We start from the raw sequence: 15479 nt of genomic DNA, 5'->3' as shown, positions 1-15479 counted from the left end.
TGTGTTTGTTAAGGCGATGAAACAAGATTACCCTGTGGTTTCTGAATGAGAAGTGACGAATCGTTATAACAATATGTTATTACAACATATAGAACTTATTCTCTCTCGCCGAAGGACCCTGAGGTTCTCCTGCGACCAAAGGAATGGATCTCATGGGATTTGCAGGAAGCGATCGCTATCTCGCATCAAGGTCACTGAGTATGGCCGTCAATGCCGCCATAGTGCTGGAGAAGCCGCTGCTGATCAAAGGTGAGCCGGGCACCGGCAAGACGGTGCTGGCCGAGGCGGTCGCCGAGTCGCTCGGTGCCGACCTCATCAGCTGGCACATCAAGTCCACCACCAAGGCCCAGCAGGGACTCTATGAATACGATGCGGTGGCACGGCTGCGGGACTCCCAGCTCGGCGATCCTCGGGTGGAGGAGATCCACCACTACATTCGCCGCGGCAAGCTGTGGCAGGCGTTCGCGGCCGAGCAGCGCCCTGTGCTGCTCATCGACGAAATTGACAAGGCCGACATCGAGTTTCCCAACGATCTGTTGCTGGAGCTGGATCGGATGGAGTTCGACGTCTACGAGACAGGGGAGCGCATCAAGGCCCGGCAGCGTCCCGTGGTCATCATCACCTCCAACAATGAGAAAGAGCTGCCGGACGCCTTCCTGCGCCGCTGCTTCTTCCACTACATCCGCTTCCCCGACAAGGCCGAGATGCAGGCCATCGTTAAACTCCACCATCCCAACCTCAAGGAGAGCCTGCTCGGCGAGGCGATGGATCTCTTCTTCGAGCTGCGTAATGTGGAGGGACTGCGCAAGAAACCCTCCACCTCAGAGCTCTTGGACTGGATCCGCCTGCTGCTGGCCGATGACATAGCCCCCGAGGCGCTGCGCAGCCGGGAGCCGGGCAAGCTGGTGCCCGCCCTCTATGGCGCCCTGCTCAAGACGGAGCAGGACTTGCACCTGTTCGAGAAGCTGGCCTTTCTGGCGCGGCGCGGCGGCTGAATGCTGATCGACTTCTTCACCCATCTGCGTCGTCACAAGTTGCCCTGCAGCCTGCGCGAGTTGCTGGATCTCCATGGTGCCCTGGCGGCCGGGCTCGCCAGCGTGGACATGGACGACTTCTATCGCTTGTCCCGCTGCCTGCTGGTGAAGGACGAGGCCCACCTCGATCGCTTCGATCGTGCCTTCGCCGAGTACTACCAGGGGCTGGAAGCCATCCCCCTGCTGCCCGAGACGCTGCCGGATGACTGGCTGCGCAAGGAGTTCGAGCGGCTATTGAGCTCTGAGGAGAAAGCCTTGCTCAGCTCCCTCGGCGGGCTCGACAAGTTGCTGGAGACTCTCAACCAGCGCCTGCGCGAACAAAAGGCGCGCCACGCCGGCGGCAACAAGTGGGTGGGCACAGGGGGCAGCAGCCCGTTCGGCCATGGCGGCTTTCACCCGGAGGGGATCCGCATGGGAGGGGAGGGCCAGCATGGCAAGGCAACCAAGGTGTGGGAGGCGCGCCACTACCGCAACTTCAGCGACGACTCGCCGCTCGGCCAGCGGGCCATCCAGCTGGCCCTGCGCAAGCTCAGGCGCTGGGTGCGCAAGGGCAATCCCTCGGAGCTGGATCTCGACGACACCATCAGCAGCACGGCCCGTCAGGGCTGGCTCGATGTGAAGCTGCGCCCCGAGCGTCACAACGGGGTCAAGCTCTTGGTGTTCTTCGATGTCGGGGGATCCATGGATGCCCACGTGGCCGAGGTGCAGCGCCTCTTCAGTGCCCTGCGCCACGAGTTCAAGCACCTGGTGTTCTTCTATTTTCACAACTGCCTGTACGACTTCGTCTGGCAGGACAACAGCCGCCGGGCCCAGGAGCGCGTCGATACCCTGAGCTTGCTGCGCACCTACGGCAGCGACTATCGGGTGATTTTTGTGGGGGACGCCAAGATGGGCCCCTACGAGATCACCTGGCCCGGCGGCAGCGTGGAGCAGTGGAACGAGGAGCCGGGCCAGGTGTGGCTCGAGCGCCTGCAGCACCACTTCCCCAGGCTGGTGTGGATCAACCCTGTACCCAGGCAGGAGTGGCTCTGGCACCCTTCCATCAAGTTGATGAATGACGTGATTGGCGGGCGCATGCACCCGCTGACCCTGGCTGGTCTCGCCGCAGCGATCGATCAGCTATGAACCTCTGAACCCAAAAAAACAGACAAGCCGGGATTGCACCCGGCCAGGAGCAAAGATGACCTCTATCGTAATCAGTGGCTCAGGCCTCTATACCCCGCCCTTTGCCGTCAGCAACGAAGAGCTGGTGGCGGCCTTCAACCAGTATGTGGATCTCTACAACGAGGAGAACGCCTCCGCCATCGACGCCGGCCAACTGCCCGCCAAGCAGCATTCGAGCTGCGAGTTCATCGAGAAGGCCTCGGGTATCAAGAGCCGCTATCTGGTGAGCAGGGAGGGGGTGCTGGATCCCGACATCATGCAGCCCCTGCTGACGGAGCGCCCCGATGACCAGCCCTCCATCATGGTGGAGATGGCGGTGGCCGCCGCCGAGCAGGCGCTGATCGCCGCCGGTCGCGAGCCCGGCGAGATAGATCTGGTCATAGTGGCGGCCTCCAACATGCCGCGTCCCTATCCGGCGCTGGCCATCGAGTTGCAGCACTATCTGGGGGCGAGCGGCATGGCCTTTGACATGAACGTGGCCTGCTCTTCCGCCACCTTCGGCATCAAGACGGCGGCGGATCTGTTGGCGGCCGGTACCGCCAGACTGGCCCTGGTGGTGAATCCCGAGATCTGCTCGGGGCATCTCAATTTCCGCGATAGAGACAGCCACTTCATCTTCGGCGACGCCTGCACCGCAGTGCTGCTGGAGCGGGAAGAAGATTGCAAGGTGGCCAACCCCTGGCAACTGGTGGCGAGCAAGCTGGTGACCCAGTACTCCAACAACATCCGCAACAACTTCGGCTTCCTGAACCGCTTCAGCCCGCGTACCCGCTATGGGGATGACAAGCTGTTCCGCCAGCAGGGGCGCAAGGTGTTCAAGGAGGTGCTGCCCCTGGTGTGCGACCAGATAAGCGCTCAGCTCGATGGGCAGGGGTGGGCGGCAGACTCCTTGAGCCGGCTCTGGCTCCATCAGGCCAACCTCACCATGAACCAGTTCATCGGCCGCAAGCTGCTGGGCCACGACGCCAGCCAGCAGGAGGCGCCGGTGATCCTGGACAGCTACGGCAACACCAGCTCGGCGGGCTCAGTCATCGCCTTCCACCTGTTCAACCAGGACTTGCCGAGCGGGGCCCGCGGCGTGCTCTGCTCCTTCGGCGCCGGTTACTCCATCGGCAGCCTGCTGTTGCAGCGCCTCTGAGTGCCGCCATCCGGTGGCAGCAAAAAACCACCCGGGCGGGTGGTTTTTTTATGGGCCTGGGCTGGCGAAGATCAGGCGGGCTCTATGGCCGATACTAGGCAATCAGGCTCGCTGATGCGAAAACGCACATTGAGGTCGAACAGCCTGACGCCGTACTCCTTGTCGTCCGGCTTGCCCTTCTTGTAGGCGGGGCGGGGATCCTGGGCCAGAACCTCGCTCACCAGCTGGCGGAGCTCGGGGTGGGCCCTGAGCCAGGGCATGAGTTGCTGCTCCGCCTCCGGGGTGAAGCTCACCGACAGCGGCGGTGTGGGGGCCTCGGGGGCGAAGCCGCCCCGGGCGTGGGGCAGGCTGTCGGCATAGGGAATATAGGGCTTGATATCGACCACTGGGGTGCCGTCCAGCAGATCCACGGCGCCGAGATCGAGCCACAGCTTGCCCCGCTCTCGGCCCACCCCGTGCAGCTCGACCACGGAGAGGCCGAGGGGATTGGGGCGGAAAGTGGAGCGAGTGGCAAAGACCCCGACCCGCTCGTTGCCGCCGAGGCGCGGCGGACGCACCGTCGGGTGCCAGCCCTGGGCCATGGTCTGGTGAAACACGAAGCTGAGCCAGAGGTGGGAAAACTGCTCTATGCCGCGCAGCACGTCCGGCTGATCGTAGGGAGGCAGCAGCTCAAGGCGGGCGCGGGCCGATTTGACCAGGCCTGGCTGGCGGGGGATGGCGAACTTCTCCTTGTAGGGAGAGCGGATGATCCCTAGGGTGTCGATGTCGAACTTCATGGCGGATCCTGGCTGAAAACCCCGGCAATGTAGCACAGGCGGACCGAAAACGCAGGCGTCGCCACAGGAGGGAGCCCTTGCCGCCCGCTGTGATCCCGGTCGCAGAGCGTGGCATCTGAGGCTGTGCCCAGGCGTCAACTTGCGTAGGGTGGGGGGGAAGAAAGGGATTGGCCGGGGTCATGGCACCGCGGCGCACAGGAGAGACAGGGATGAAACTGCTTATTATCGGCGGCACCGGGTTCTTGGGCCGCCACCTCACCTCGCTGGCCCTGGATTGGGGTCATGAAGTGACGCTGTTCAATCGGGGTCACCGTCAGCACCCTGACTGGCGCGAGCTGACCCAGTTGCAGGGGGACAGGGATCAGAGCCTGGACCCCTTGCTGGGGGAGGGACTGCACTGGGATCTGGCCATAGACACCTGCTGCTATGACCCAGCGCAGGCGGCCAGCCTCTCGGCGGCCCTGCTCGGGCGCTGCGAGCGGCTCATCTTCATCTCCACCATCAGCGTCTATCGGGACTTCGCCCGGCCAGAGATGGACGAGTCGGCGCCGCTGCACGAAGTGGCCCCCGGCGAGTCAGCCAGTGACTATGGTCCGCTCAAGGTATTGTGCGAGGCCGAGTATCGGGCCCGCTGGGGGGAGCGGCTCTGCATACTGCGCCCCGGCGTGCTGTGCGGCCCCTTCGACCCGACCGGCCGCCTGGCCTGGTGGGTGCAACGGGTGCAACAAGGAGGATCCTGGCTGTTGCCGGGGGAGGGGCAGGACAGGTTGCAATACCTGGACGTGCGCGATTGCGCCGAGTTCGTGCTGCGGGCCGCCGAACAGCGGCTGGAGGGCTGCTTCAACCTCGTCAAGCCCGGCATCTTGCTGGTGGACTGGGTGGAGCGTCTGGCGGCCCGCCTGATACCGGCTTCCCCCCTGCAACCTGAGTGGACCCCCTGGCCCGCCCTGATCGCGGCCGGGGTCGAACCCTGGCAGAGCTATCCCACGCTGTTGCCCAACACCCAGGCCGAGTTTGCCGGCTATGGCAACATCAGCGCCGAGGCCGCCATCGTTCATGGCCTGAACTTCCGGCCGCTGGAGGAGACGGTGGCCGATCTGGTGGCGTGGCTGGCGAGCAACGAGCAGACGCCCCTGGCTGGCATGACCCTGGCCGAGGAGGCGGCGTTGCGGCAGCGGGTGCGGGAGCTCTCACCGTCATAGGTCGGCAGGGGGAGCGCAGAGGCAAACGAGAGAGGGCACCCCCGGGTGCCCTCTCTCGTTTTTCCCTGACGTCAGCGCAATTGTGCGCCGCAGCCGACCAGCAGCTCTTTCAAGATGCTGCGATGACAGCGGGACTCCTGCTCGCAATAACAGCCTACCGACAGCTGGGTGTGGTGGGAGAGGGCCGCCAGCAGCGCCAGATCGTGCCTCGCGGCCGGGGCCGCCATCTCGGCCTTGTACTGCTTGCAGAAGGCGGCCCACTGGGCCGGGGTCTCGGCGGCCTGACCGAGCTTCATGGTTTCGGGACAGGGGGCCAGGTTGGGGAACCAGACGTCGTACCAATCCTGGCTGGCAAAATCGCTCTTGGGCACGCCGCGAGGCGGACGGCGCACTGTGCCGATGCGCAAGCCTTCACCCTCGAGACGAGGGCTGCCGAGGCGGACTATGGCGATTGCCATGCCGAGACCTTACTTCTCTTCGGCCACTTTCAGCGCCTGGCCGTAGCAGATCACCTGCTTCAGGCAGCCCGGCACGTCGCTGAATTCGGCGCACTTGTCGAAGCTGACGCCGTTGCCGCCCATGTCGGCCACGCGGCGGCGCGCCAGGGTGCGTGCCTCACCGGCATTGGGCACCGCCTGGTTGGCATCGGCCTGGCAGGATTCGCCCTCGACTGTGCCGAGGTAGAGGTAGTTGAGGTCGGCGAGCTGGTTCTGCTCATAGATCCGGACGCCGCCCGGCTTGAAATACTCGTCGAAGTTTTCCTTGTCCAGATTGCTGTTGAAGGCGAAGTCGGCACAACCGGAGGCAATCAGGGGCATCATCAGGATCAGGCGTTTCATGTCGAGGTCTTGTTGAACAGTGAGGGGGCCATTATAGGGGTCAGTCGCTGCCTGCGACCAGCCCCATTTTTCGCCCGGGAGGCGAGGTGTGACGGGGATCTTGGCACTATCCACAAGAGAAGGGGCACATCAGTGCCCCTTGTTCATTTGCTTTCATCAGGCGGGAGCCAGCCGCTGGTGCAGGCTGCGGTAGTAGTCATCTTCCAGCAGTGCCTGGTGCGGGGCGCAGAGGCGGATCTTGCCCTCTTCCATCAGGGCCACCCTGTCCATCTGCTCCAACCCCAGCAGGCGGTGGGAGATGAGCAGCAGGGAGCGCTCTGCCCCCAGCTTGAGCAGCAGGGCCATGATCTCCCGCTCGGTCTGGCTGTCGAGGCCTTCGGTCGGCTCATCCAGCAGCCAGAGCGGGGCGTCGTGCAGCAGGGCGCGGGCGATGCCGATGCGGCGGCGCTCGCCGCCGGAGAGGGGGCGGCCGCCATCCCCGAGCCAGGCGTCCAGTCCGCTCTCGGCCTCTTCATCCTCGCCTGCCAGCAGGGTGGCGAGACCCACCTGGGTGAGGACCTCGATCAGTCGCTCGTCGCTGGCGTCGGGGGCGGCCAGCTTGAGGTTGCCGCGCAGGGTATCGGCAAACAGATGCACCCGCTGGCTGACCACTGAGCAGGAGGCGCGCAGGGCCACTTCGCCATACTGGGTCAGCGGTTTGCCATCCAGCAGTATCTCGCCGGTCTGGGCAGTCCACTCCCGGGTCAGCAAGCCCATCAGGGTGGACTTGCCACACCCCGTCTGCCCCAGCAGCGCCAGCTTCTCGCCGGGGTTCAGTTGCAGGGTACAGCCTCGCAGCACGGGGCCGTCCTGGCCCGGGTAGGTGAAGTGGAGATCCCGTATCTGCAAGGCGCCTTGAGTCGCGGGCGCTTGCTCCTCTCCCCACTCTGGCGCTTTGGCCTCTTGCAGTATCTCGTTGAGACGACGGGCCGAGGTGAGGCTGGTGGAGAGGTGCTGGAAGGCACCCGCCAGGGGCAGCAGCGCCTCGAAGCTCGCCAGGGTGGCGAACACCATCAGCGCCGTGATGGGATCCGGGGTGCCACCGCCGACGCCGTGACCGGCCAACCACAGCATCAGGGTCAGGGTCCAGCCGCTGAGCAGTTGGACCGAGAAGCTGGCGAGGCCGCTCACCCTGGCCATGCGGGCCTGGGCCTGGATCAGGGCCTGCTCGGCCTGTTGCAGCTCGGCCAGCGCCTTGGGGGCGGCGGCGAACATCTGCAGCTCGGCATGGCCGTCCAGGTAATCCACCATGCGGGTGCGCATGGTGGATTTTTCGGCGATGAGTCGACGACCGGGGGCCCGACCGGCGAAATAGAACACCAGCGGCAGGGCCAGCATGCCGAAGAGCAGTATGGCCCCCAGGGTCAGCGCCAGGCGGCTGTCGAAGAAGGAGAGGAAGAACACCAGCCCGGCGCAGCTGAGCAGGGCCGCCCCTATGGGGGTGACGAGGCGCAGGTAGACGTGATCCATGGCGTCGATGTCGGCCACCAGACGGTTGAGCAGATCCGCCTGACGAAAACCGGCCAGGGTGCCGGGGGAGAGGGGGGAGAGTCGTTGCCAGAACCAGACCCGCAACCGGGTGAGCACCCGGAAGGTGGCGTCGTGGCTCACCACCCGCTCACCCCAGCGGCTGGCGGTGCGCACTATGGAGAAGAAGCGCACCCCACCGGCCGGGGTCATGTAGTTGAAGGTGTCCCGGCTGGCGACCGCCAGCCCCGCCACGGCGGCGGCGGAGAGGAACCAGCCTGATAAAGAGAGCAGCCCCATCCCGGCCACCAGGGTGACCAGGGCCAGCAGCAGGCCGAGGGAGAGGCTGAGCCAGTGCTGGCGGTAGAGACGCAGGAACGGCAGTAGATCAGTCATCGAGAGAATCCCCTGAACGTTGGGATAGCAGACGGGCGAAGGGCCCCTGTGCCTGGCAGAGTTGTGCGAACTGGCCTTGCTCCACCAGCTGGCCGCGCTCCAGCACCAGTATGTTGTCCATCTGGCTGAGCTGATCGAGGCGGTGAGTGATCATCAGCAGGGTCTGGCCCACCGCTGCCTGTTCGAGTGTGCTCATGATGGCGCGCTCGGAGTGGCGATCCAGGCTGGCAGTGGGTTCATCAAGCACCATCAACTGGGTGGACTTGAGCAGGGTGCGGGCCAGGGCGAGACGCTGGGCCTGACCGACGGAGAGGCCACCGGCCTGATCTCCGACCGGGTAGTCGAACCCCTTTTCTTTGGCAAATTCCCAGGCCTGGGCCCGCACCAGGGCCGCTTCCAGCTCGGCATCGCTGGCCGTGGGCCTGGCCAGCAGCAGGTTGTCTCTCAGGGAGGCGTGGAACAGCTGGGGGTTCTGGGAGAGCCAGCCCAGTTGCAGCCGCCACTGGCTCATGTCCAGCTCGGCGAGCTCCTGGCCGTTGACACGGAGCGAACCGCGATAGGGGGCAAAGCCGAGCAGGGCGTTGACCAGCGAGCTCTTGCCCGCCCCGCTGATCCCGACCAGGGCGGTGCGCGTGCCTGCCTCAAGGGTGAAATCTATGGGGCCGACCAGCACCTTGCCCTCGGCGCTCAGCACCTCCAGGGCGCGTGCCTCCATCCTGATGGGGCCATCGGCCTGGAAGGGGGCACTCCCTGAGGCCGGTTCGCTGACTTCGGCCTCGAGAAACTCCAGCAACTGCTCGGCGGCGCCTATGGCCTGCGCCTTGGCGTGGTAGTGGGCGCCGAGTTCCCGCAGCGGCGCGTAAAACTCGGGAGCGAGAAACAGCACGAACAGGCCGGTAAAGAGCGTCACCTTGACGCCATAGTTGCCGAAGTTGAGGTGATCTATGTAGGAGAAGCCGAAGTAGACCGCCACCAGGGCCACCGCGATGGCGGCGAAGAATTCCAGTACGGCTGTGCTCAGGAAGGCGAGCCGCAGCACCTCCATGGTGCGCTCCCGAAAATCTTCCGAGGCGTCGCGAATGGCCTCACCTTCCGCCTGGGTGCGCATGAAGAGCTGCAGGGTACGCAAGCCCTTGAGGCGATCGAGGAAGTGGCCGGAGAGCCGCGCCAGGGACTGGAAGTTGCGGCGGTTGGCATCGGCGGCGCCGACGCCAACCAGGATCATGAAGAGCGGAATGAGGGGCGCTGTGCCGAGCAAGATGATGCCGGCGGCCCAGTTTACCGGGAACACGGCCACCAGGATCACCAGGGGGATGAAGACGGCTATGGCCATCTGGGGCAGATAGCGGGAGAAGAACTCCTGCATGTCTTCAATCTGCTCGAGCAACAGGCTGGCCCAGCTGCCGGCGGGGCGGCGCTGGATATAGGCCGGGCCGAGGCGGGCGAGGCGGGTGAGCACCAGTTCGCGGATGGCCTGGCGCACCGCACTGCCCGCCTTGAAGCTTGCCACCTCACGGCCATAGGCCAGCGCGGCCTTGGTCAGGGTCACCAGCAGCAGGGTAATAAAGAGGGGAATGGACTGCTCGGGCGTGGTGCCCTCTATGATGAAGCCGTGGAGCAGGGTGGCCAGCAGCCAGGCCTGCATCACCATCAGTATGCCCTGACCCATGCCCAGACCAATGGAAAGGCCGATCCAGCGCAGGCCATGGCCCGATTGTTTGCGCAACCAGCCATAGAGATGTTTCTGCTTGTTCTTGTCCATTACCACCCTCCTCGGTCGAGTGGCGCAAGACTATCGTCGCCCCCACGGCTTGGCAACCTCGCAGATCCGGGAGTGTGAACGTCTTTGTTTGAAAAAGCAGCTTCATGCTCAATAGTTGGTCGAACAGCTTGATTTATGGCAAAAAACACGAAGGCGGTGATTGCGCTCGTCGGCAAAATGCATATAGTAGAGGCCACTGACGCGGGTGTAGTTCAATGGTAGAACGGTAGCTTCCCAAGCTGCATACGTGGGTTCGATTCCCATCACCCGCTCCACATTCTGATACCCGGTACCTGTCCCGTCTCGTTGCTGCCTCCTTCTGGCACGTCTCTTCAGACGCTGATTCCATGCCTTGTATCTACTGCGTTCTTGATGCCTTGCGGGCATCGTATAATGGCTATTACCTCAGCCTTCCAAGCTGATGATGCGGGTTCGATTCCCGCTGCCCGCTCCAGCTTTCATGCAAAAAGCCCACTCGACTGAGTGGGCTTTTTGTTTTGGCGGGCTCGCGCGGTGGCGCCCGCCACAAACAGAAGAGGCGCCCACAGGCGCCTCTCGCTTAACCGGGCAGGGGATTATTCCTGCTCCAGCTCGCCACAGAAGCGGTAGCCTTCGCCATGAATGGTGGCGATGATCTCCGGAGTGTCGCCCACGCTCTCGAAGTGCTTGCGAATGCGGCGTATGGTGACATCCACTGTACGGTCGTGGGGCTTGAGCTCACGGCCTGTCATCTTCTTGAGCAGCTCGGCACGGGTCTGGATCTGGCCCGGGTTCTCGCAGAAGTGCAGCATGGCGCGGAACTCGGAGCGGGGCAGCTTGAACATGTCGCCCGCCGGGCTGACCAGGGCACGGCTGTTGATGTCCAGCGCCCAGCCATTGAACAGGTAACGCTCCACCAGCTTCTTCTCTTCGCCACCGGCGGCCACGTTCATGGTGCGGCTCAGCAGGTTGCGGGCACGAATGGTCAGCTCGCGGGGGTTGAACGGCTTGGTGATGTAGTCATCGGCGCCTATCTCCAGCCCCAGGATCTTGTCCACTTCGTTGTCACGGCCGGTCAGGAACATCAGGGCTATGTTGTCATCTTCACGCAGCTCGCGTGCCAGCAGCAGGCCATTCTTGCCCGGCAGGTTGATGTCCATGATCACCAGGTTGATGGTGTGGCTGGTCAGGGCTTGATGCATCTCGTCGCCATTGTTGGCTTCCAGCACTATGTAGCCTTCGGCCTCGAAGATGCTCTTGAGGGTGTTGCGGGTGACCAGCTCGTCTTCGACGATCAGAATATGTGGTGTTTGCATGAGTATTCCCAGATTCTTATCAGTTAATTATCGAAATTTTAACACTCTTTGGCGTTATCCGACCGGTCCTGAAAATTTATTACGTCATCCTGGGTATGAATATCAGGTCGAATCATCGCGAATTTGGTATCTATGTTGGCAAACATCCCTGTGCCGCACATAGGCTCTCAACAAGTCTGATCGAGAGAAGCCTGGAAGGGTAGTCCATTACAAAAGTTGCTGCATTTTATCAGTTAACAGGCGCATAACAACACTCTTTGCCGTCAGATAGCAACTTTTTAACTCAGGTTTGATATAAGTCAATCCCGAGGTTCGCTGCATCATACTTGGGCTGGCCCGCTTTTTCGCCCTTAAGAAATGTAATGGGATGCAACATGTGGTTGACATGACTTTGTGGGAAAACTACAGAAATGTGTGTTTTATTGCCCCCTTCGCCCCGCCCCCCTGGCCTGCCTATGCCATCGTCACGGCCTGGAATCCGGCCAGCCGGTGGGTGGGGATGCGCCGCAATGCCCGGCGTCAACGCGCCTTGTCACGCCAGCTTGCCGATGTCCTGGTGATGGGGCCTGTGTGGGGTAGCGATCCGGATGAGCGATGGCAGGAGGCATCCCTGTTGCTGCGTCTCCCTCGGGCCGAAGCCATGCGGCTGGCCGCCCGCTTCGGGCAGAACGCCCTCTACTGGGTGGAGGAGGGGGAACTCTGGCTGGTGCCCGTCCTGCTGAAGGGGGCGCCATGTCACCTTGGCAAACTGGGGTCCCGCTGGACTCTCAGATCCTCTGCATGATGAGAGGCTGAACGGGCCACACCATACGGGGATAGCTGCTGTTCGCTGGATTGTCAGCCTGTCCACATGATGAAAGAATGAGCGGACTCATTCACTCCATGGAAGGATGCTGACAATGCTGGATCTACTGCCCGACCTTTGCGATCAACATGGCGATGCCCTGCAGGTGGCAGAGCCGCTGTTTCACGATTATGGCGGCAAGCCGCTATTTTACGGCCAGGCGGTCACCCTCTCCTGCTTCGAGGACAACAGCCTGGTGCGCGAACTGGTTAACCGTCCAGGTCATGGCAAGGTGATGGTGATCGATGGGGGCGGATCCCTGCGCCGGGCGCTGCTGGGAGACCAACTGGCCATCAAGGCGGTGGAGCAGGGATGGGAAGGGATCCTTATCCACGGCGCCGTGCGGGATCTCGGTACTCTGGCGACGCTGGCGCTGGGGGTCAAGGCGCTGGCGGCCTGTCCGGTCAAGACCGAGAAACGCGGACAGGGGGAGCTGGATGTGGTGCTGTCGTTTGCCGGGGTCAGCATAGCGCCAGGGGATTATGTCTACGCCGATCTCAATGGCGTGCTGGTCAGTGGCGCCAGGCTCCTCTGATCCCTCAGAAGTTGAACCCCACCCCCAGGGTGAGGAAGTGCTCTGTGCTGAAGGCACTGAGGCCGTAGTTGGCCGTGATGGCCAGTTGCGGCGTCACCAGCAGGCTGCTGTTGAGCTCCACCAGAGTGCTGGCCTTGCTCACTTCCAACTGTTTGAGCTGGCTGCCGATGTTGAGCGAGGGGGAGAGGCGGTAGCGCACCCCCGAGCTAATATTGAAACCGGCCTGTTCGCTGCGCCGGCCCACTGCGGGCCCGGCCTCCATGTAGAGGCTGATGTCATCCTCTACCGGATACTGGTAGCCGGTGTTGATGAGCCAGATATCGAAATTGTCGCCGGTATGGGTCTGGTTGCCGAGCAGTACGCCGGAATAGCTTTTCACGTAGAGCTGGCTGTCTGATTCGGTCTGGAGAAAACTCCAGTCGGCAGCCTGGGCCGAAAAGGCGAGGCTTGATGCGAGTGCGATGACGAGAGACTTGACCATTCGTTTCCCCTCCCTGGGTCCGAACAGGACTACAAGCATGGCACATGCCAGCAGGGAGTAAAGGGAACCCCGATCACAATAAAAGAGTTTTAATCGACGCCAGAGTCGTGCTAAACAAGCCCCCTCACTCTGTGTCTTCACGACTTTCTCCATCACGAGGTGAACTCATGAACAAGAAACTGACCCTGCTGGCCGCGCTGGCCCTGGGAGGCTGTGCCATGGCAACGGGTTCCACCCTGGCAGAGCTGCAAGCATCTACCTGGCAGTTGCAAGGGGCGAGCGGTGATACCTTCACCCTGCAGGTCGCCGGTGACAAGGTGGCGGGCAAGGGCGGCTGCAACCGCTACTTTGGCGGCATCACCCAGCAGGGCGACGGCGTATTGACGCTGGGCGCCATGGGCTCGACGCGCATGATGTGCGCAGGGGATCTGGCCGGCAAGGAGATGAACTACCTGCAGACGCTGGAGAAGGTGGCGAGCTTCCAGATAAGCGGCAAACAGCTGGTGCTGAAGGATGCCGGCAAGGCCACGCTGCTGACCTTCGATGCGGTGAAATAAGCAGGCTTGTCGTCAGGGGCTGTCGCAGCCTGACGCCAGAAAAAGGGACGCCACGGCGTCCCTTTTTGCTGCTTCAACCGGGCTCATCCCCCCCGTTGAAAACGAAAGCGCTTCTTGCGCCTGTAGGGATAGACATCCTCGAACACCCCCTCCTTGATGTTGCCCTGCAGCATCTTCCAGTAGTTGGCATCGAACAGCTCCTTGTGTACCTGCATCATGATCTCCCGCACCTGGGGCTTTTGCAGCAGGAAGGTGGCGAACTCCTCGGGGAAGATGTCGTTCGGGGCCACCGAATACCAGGGCTCGGCGCTCCACTCATCCTCCGGGTAGCGCGGCGGCGGGATCTGGCGGAAGTTGCACTCCGTCATGTAGCAGATCTCGTCGTAGTCATAGAAGACCACCCGGCCGTGGCGGGTCACGCCGAAGTTCTTGAACAGCATGTCACCGGGGAATATGTTGGCCGCCGCCAGCTGGCGGATGGCGTTGCCGTACTCCTCCAGGGCGAGCCGGGTCTGCTGCTCGTCCGCCTGATCCAGATAGAGGTTCAGCGGGATCATCTTGCGCTCTGTGTAGAGGTGCTTGATCACCAGCTTGTCGGCTGTGATGGTGAGCGCAGAGGGCGCCACCGACTTGAGCTCGGCCAGGAGCTCGGGGGAGATGCGGTCCAGGGGAAACTCGAAGTTGGTGAACTCCTGGGTGTCGGCCATGCGGCCCACCCTGTCGTGCTGTTTCACCAGCCGGTATTTCGCCTTCACCTGGTCGTGGCTCACATCCTTGGGCGGGGTGAACTCGTCTTTGATCACCTTGAACACCACATCGTAGGAGGGGAGGGTGAACACGCTCATCACCATCCCCTTGATGCCGGGGGCGATGACGAACTGCTCCCGGCTCTGGGCCAGGTGCTGCTGGTAGTGGCGATAGAGCTCTGTCTTGCCGTGCTTCTGGCAGCCGATGGCGTTGTAGATCTCGTAGTCCGGCTTGCGGGGCATGATCTGGCGCAGGAAGAGCACGAACAGGGCCGGCACAGGGGCATAGACCATGAAGTAGGCGCGGGCGAAGCCGAATACGATGGAGGCCAGCTCAGGCTCGAAGATGACGGTGTCCACATAGATGCTCTGGCCGGTGCTGAGCAAGGGCAGGATGAAGGGATGCACCTCGCCTTTCACCCGAATGAGCCCCACCAGATAGGCCCCCTTGTTGCGGTAGAACACCTCCTTGAGCAGCTCGATGGCGAACGGCTCCTCGTGCAGTATGGCCGGGCCGCTCTCTGCCAGGTGACGGTGAATGTCGATGATGTCCCGCTGCTTGTCCTCAAAGGGCAGGGTGAAGCTGTAATCCCCGAGCAGCTGGCTCAGGGTCTGGGGCAGGTGGGCAAGGTCGGTGCGATAGACTCGCAGCAGAGCGCTCAGATCCGGGTGCTCCCCCCGGCTGCGAAAGGGGTGGATGTAGAGGTTCTCGTCGCGGATGTTGCGATGGCGGAAGATCCGGCGATAGACGGAGTTGAAGAAGGACTCCGCCACCTCGAAGTTCTCACAGCGGGGCAGCAGATCGCTGAAGGCTCCCTTCACCTGCTTGAGCAGGGCCTGAGTCGGCAACTGCTCCCCCATCATCTGCTTGATGAGGGCCGTGGTGGCGCCGACATGATGATCATAGAGGCGAATACGCTCGCGCCCGGCGAGCTGCACCCCCAACCAGTCGCTGTTCTCGAAGCGGCTCTTGCTGCCCTGGGTTATCTCGAGAAAGCGGCTGTAAAACGATTCGAAACGCTGCAAGATCGTCTCGGCGACCGCCTGTTCCAATGGCTGCTGCATCTCTCTCTTCCTTGTGATGTATCGGGCCCATGGCGTCTGTGCCGGTAGGCAAGGGGCTCACTCGTCCGGCCACTATGGCAACATCCAAACATCTGTTCAAGTGGCAATGTTCGGGGATAAACGGTAGATTGCGCCCCTG

General features: G+C 62.7%; 15 protein-coding genes and 2 tRNA genes. 9 read left to right on the top strand and 8 right to left on the bottom strand.

Going from position 1 to position 15479, the window contains the following annotated elements; genetic code table 11:
• Window positions 1-152: 152 nt before the first annotated feature.
• Genes AB5Y91_RS17195 through AB5Y91_RS17185 form a run of 3 tightly spaced genes read left to right on the top strand, consistent with a single transcriptional unit; the run spans window position 153 to window position 3336 of the window.
• Complete coding sequence (locus tag AB5Y91_RS17195; RefSeq protein ID WP_368170362.1) at window positions 153-995, top strand: AAA family ATPase; 843 nt, start codon at window positions 153-155, stop codon at window positions 993-995.
• Entirely contained in the window at window positions 996-2159 is a 1164-nt protein-coding gene (locus AB5Y91_RS17190; protein ID WP_368170361.1) for a VWA domain-containing protein, read from the top strand.
• A 55-nt stretch (window positions 2160-2214) separates the two neighbouring features.
• Window positions 2215-3336, top strand: coding sequence for a beta-ketoacyl-ACP synthase III (locus tag AB5Y91_RS17185; RefSeq protein WP_368170360.1), 1122 nt, complete (start codon window positions 2215-2217; stop codon window positions 3334-3336).
• Window positions 3337-3407: 71 nt separating this feature from the next.
• On the opposite strand, the gene tsaA is transcribed toward AB5Y91_RS17185, so the two are convergent.
• On the bottom strand, window positions 3408-4112 hold the full coding sequence (gene tsaA, locus AB5Y91_RS17180; RefSeq protein WP_263684347.1) for a tRNA (N6-threonylcarbamoyladenosine(37)-N6)-methyltransferase TrmO: 705 nt from the start codon (window positions 4110-4112) through the stop codon (window positions 3408-3410).
• Window positions 4113-4321: 209 nt separating this feature from the next.
• On the opposite strand from tsaA, the gene AB5Y91_RS17175 reads away from it, so the two are divergent.
• Window positions 4322-5314 carry an NAD-dependent epimerase/dehydratase family protein gene (locus AB5Y91_RS17175; RefSeq protein WP_368170359.1) on the top strand — a complete coding sequence of 331 codons (993 nt, stop codon included), beginning with the start codon at window positions 4322-4324 and terminating at the stop codon, window positions 5312-5314.
• Window positions 5315-5385: 71 nt separating this feature from the next.
• Here AB5Y91_RS17175 and AB5Y91_RS17170 read toward each other — a convergent pair whose 3' ends face one another.
• From AB5Y91_RS17170 to cydD, 4 genes are all read right to left on the bottom strand, one after another.
• Window positions 5386-5772 (bottom strand): DUF488 domain-containing protein, encoded by a 387-nt coding sequence (locus tag AB5Y91_RS17170; RefSeq protein WP_368170358.1) that lies wholly within the window; start codon window positions 5770-5772, stop codon window positions 5386-5388.
• Window positions 5773-5781: 9 nt separating this feature from the next.
• Window positions 5782-6153, bottom strand: coding sequence for an Rcs stress response system protein RcsF (gene rcsF, locus AB5Y91_RS17165; protein ID WP_005325859.1), 372 nt, complete (start codon window positions 6151-6153; stop codon window positions 5782-5784).
• 156 nt (window positions 6154-6309) lie between these two features.
• The gene (cydC, locus tag AB5Y91_RS17160) at window positions 6310-8055 is read right to left on the bottom strand and encodes a cysteine/glutathione ABC transporter ATP-binding protein/permease CydC (RefSeq protein WP_368170357.1); all 1746 of its coding nucleotides are present in this window, start codon (window positions 8053-8055) and stop codon (window positions 6310-6312) included.
• A complete protein-coding gene (cydD, locus tag AB5Y91_RS17155; protein ID WP_368170356.1) occupies window positions 8048-9817 on the bottom strand; it encodes a cysteine/glutathione ABC transporter permease/ATP-binding protein CydD in 1770 nt (589 codons plus the stop codon). The genes cydC and cydD overlap by 8 nt, the downstream gene beginning before the upstream one ends.
• 201 nt (window positions 9818-10018) lie before the next feature.
• On the opposite strand from cydD, the gene AB5Y91_RS17150 reads away from it, so the two are divergent.
• Together AB5Y91_RS17150 and AB5Y91_RS17145 are read left to right on the top strand one after the other, a co-directional pair.
• Window positions 10019-10092, top strand: a tRNA-Gly gene (locus tag AB5Y91_RS17150).
• Between the two features lie 104 nt (window positions 10093-10196).
• Window positions 10197-10271: transfer RNA gene (locus tag AB5Y91_RS17145), tRNA-Gly, on the top strand.
• Between the two features lie 121 nt (window positions 10272-10392).
• Here the strand turns inward: AB5Y91_RS17145 and arcA are convergent.
• Window positions 10393-11112, bottom strand: a complete 720-nt coding sequence (arcA, locus tag AB5Y91_RS17140; protein ID WP_010673581.1) for a two-component system response regulator ArcA — start codon at window positions 11110-11112, stop codon at window positions 10393-10395.
• Window positions 11113-11497: 385 nt separating this feature from the next.
• On the opposite strand from arcA, the gene AB5Y91_RS17135 reads away from it, so the two are divergent.
• A complete protein-coding gene (locus AB5Y91_RS17135; protein WP_368170355.1) occupies window positions 11498-11896 on the top strand; it encodes a DUF3293 domain-containing protein in 399 nt (132 codons plus the stop codon).
• A gap of 115 nt (window positions 11897-12011) precedes the next feature.
• The gene (locus AB5Y91_RS17130; protein WP_025327745.1) at window positions 12012-12491 is read left to right on the top strand and encodes a putative 4-hydroxy-4-methyl-2-oxoglutarate aldolase; all 480 of its coding nucleotides are present in this window, start codon (window positions 12012-12014) and stop codon (window positions 12489-12491) included.
• A gap of 4 nt (window positions 12492-12495) precedes the next feature.
• On the opposite strand, the gene AB5Y91_RS17125 is transcribed toward AB5Y91_RS17130, so the two are convergent.
• Window positions 12496-12972 carry a hypothetical protein gene (locus tag AB5Y91_RS17125; protein ID WP_111910040.1) on the bottom strand — a complete coding sequence of 159 codons (477 nt, stop codon included), beginning with the start codon at window positions 12970-12972 and terminating at the stop codon, window positions 12496-12498.
• 167 nt (window positions 12973-13139) lie between these two features.
• Here AB5Y91_RS17125 and AB5Y91_RS17120 point away from each other — a divergent pair, with 167 nt between their 5' ends.
• Window positions 13140-13529: an META domain-containing protein gene (locus AB5Y91_RS17120; protein WP_111910041.1), complete on the top strand. Its 390-nt coding sequence runs from the start codon at window positions 13140-13142 to the stop codon at window positions 13527-13529.
• 83 nt (window positions 13530-13612) lie between these two features.
• Here AB5Y91_RS17120 and aceK read toward each other — a convergent pair whose 3' ends face one another.
• Window positions 13613-15340 carry a bifunctional isocitrate dehydrogenase kinase/phosphatase gene (aceK, locus tag AB5Y91_RS17115; protein WP_368170354.1) on the bottom strand — a complete coding sequence of 576 codons (1728 nt, stop codon included), beginning with the start codon at window positions 15338-15340 and terminating at the stop codon, window positions 13613-13615.
• Window positions 15341-15479 lie beyond the last annotated feature (139 nt).

It is taken from the genome of Aeromonas sp. R4-3 (genome assembly GCF_040908275.1).
Taxonomy (GTDB): Bacteria; Pseudomonadota; Gammaproteobacteria; order Enterobacterales; family Aeromonadaceae; genus Aeromonas; species Aeromonas rivipollensis.
This window is presented reverse-complemented; position numbering and strand designations above follow the sequence as displayed.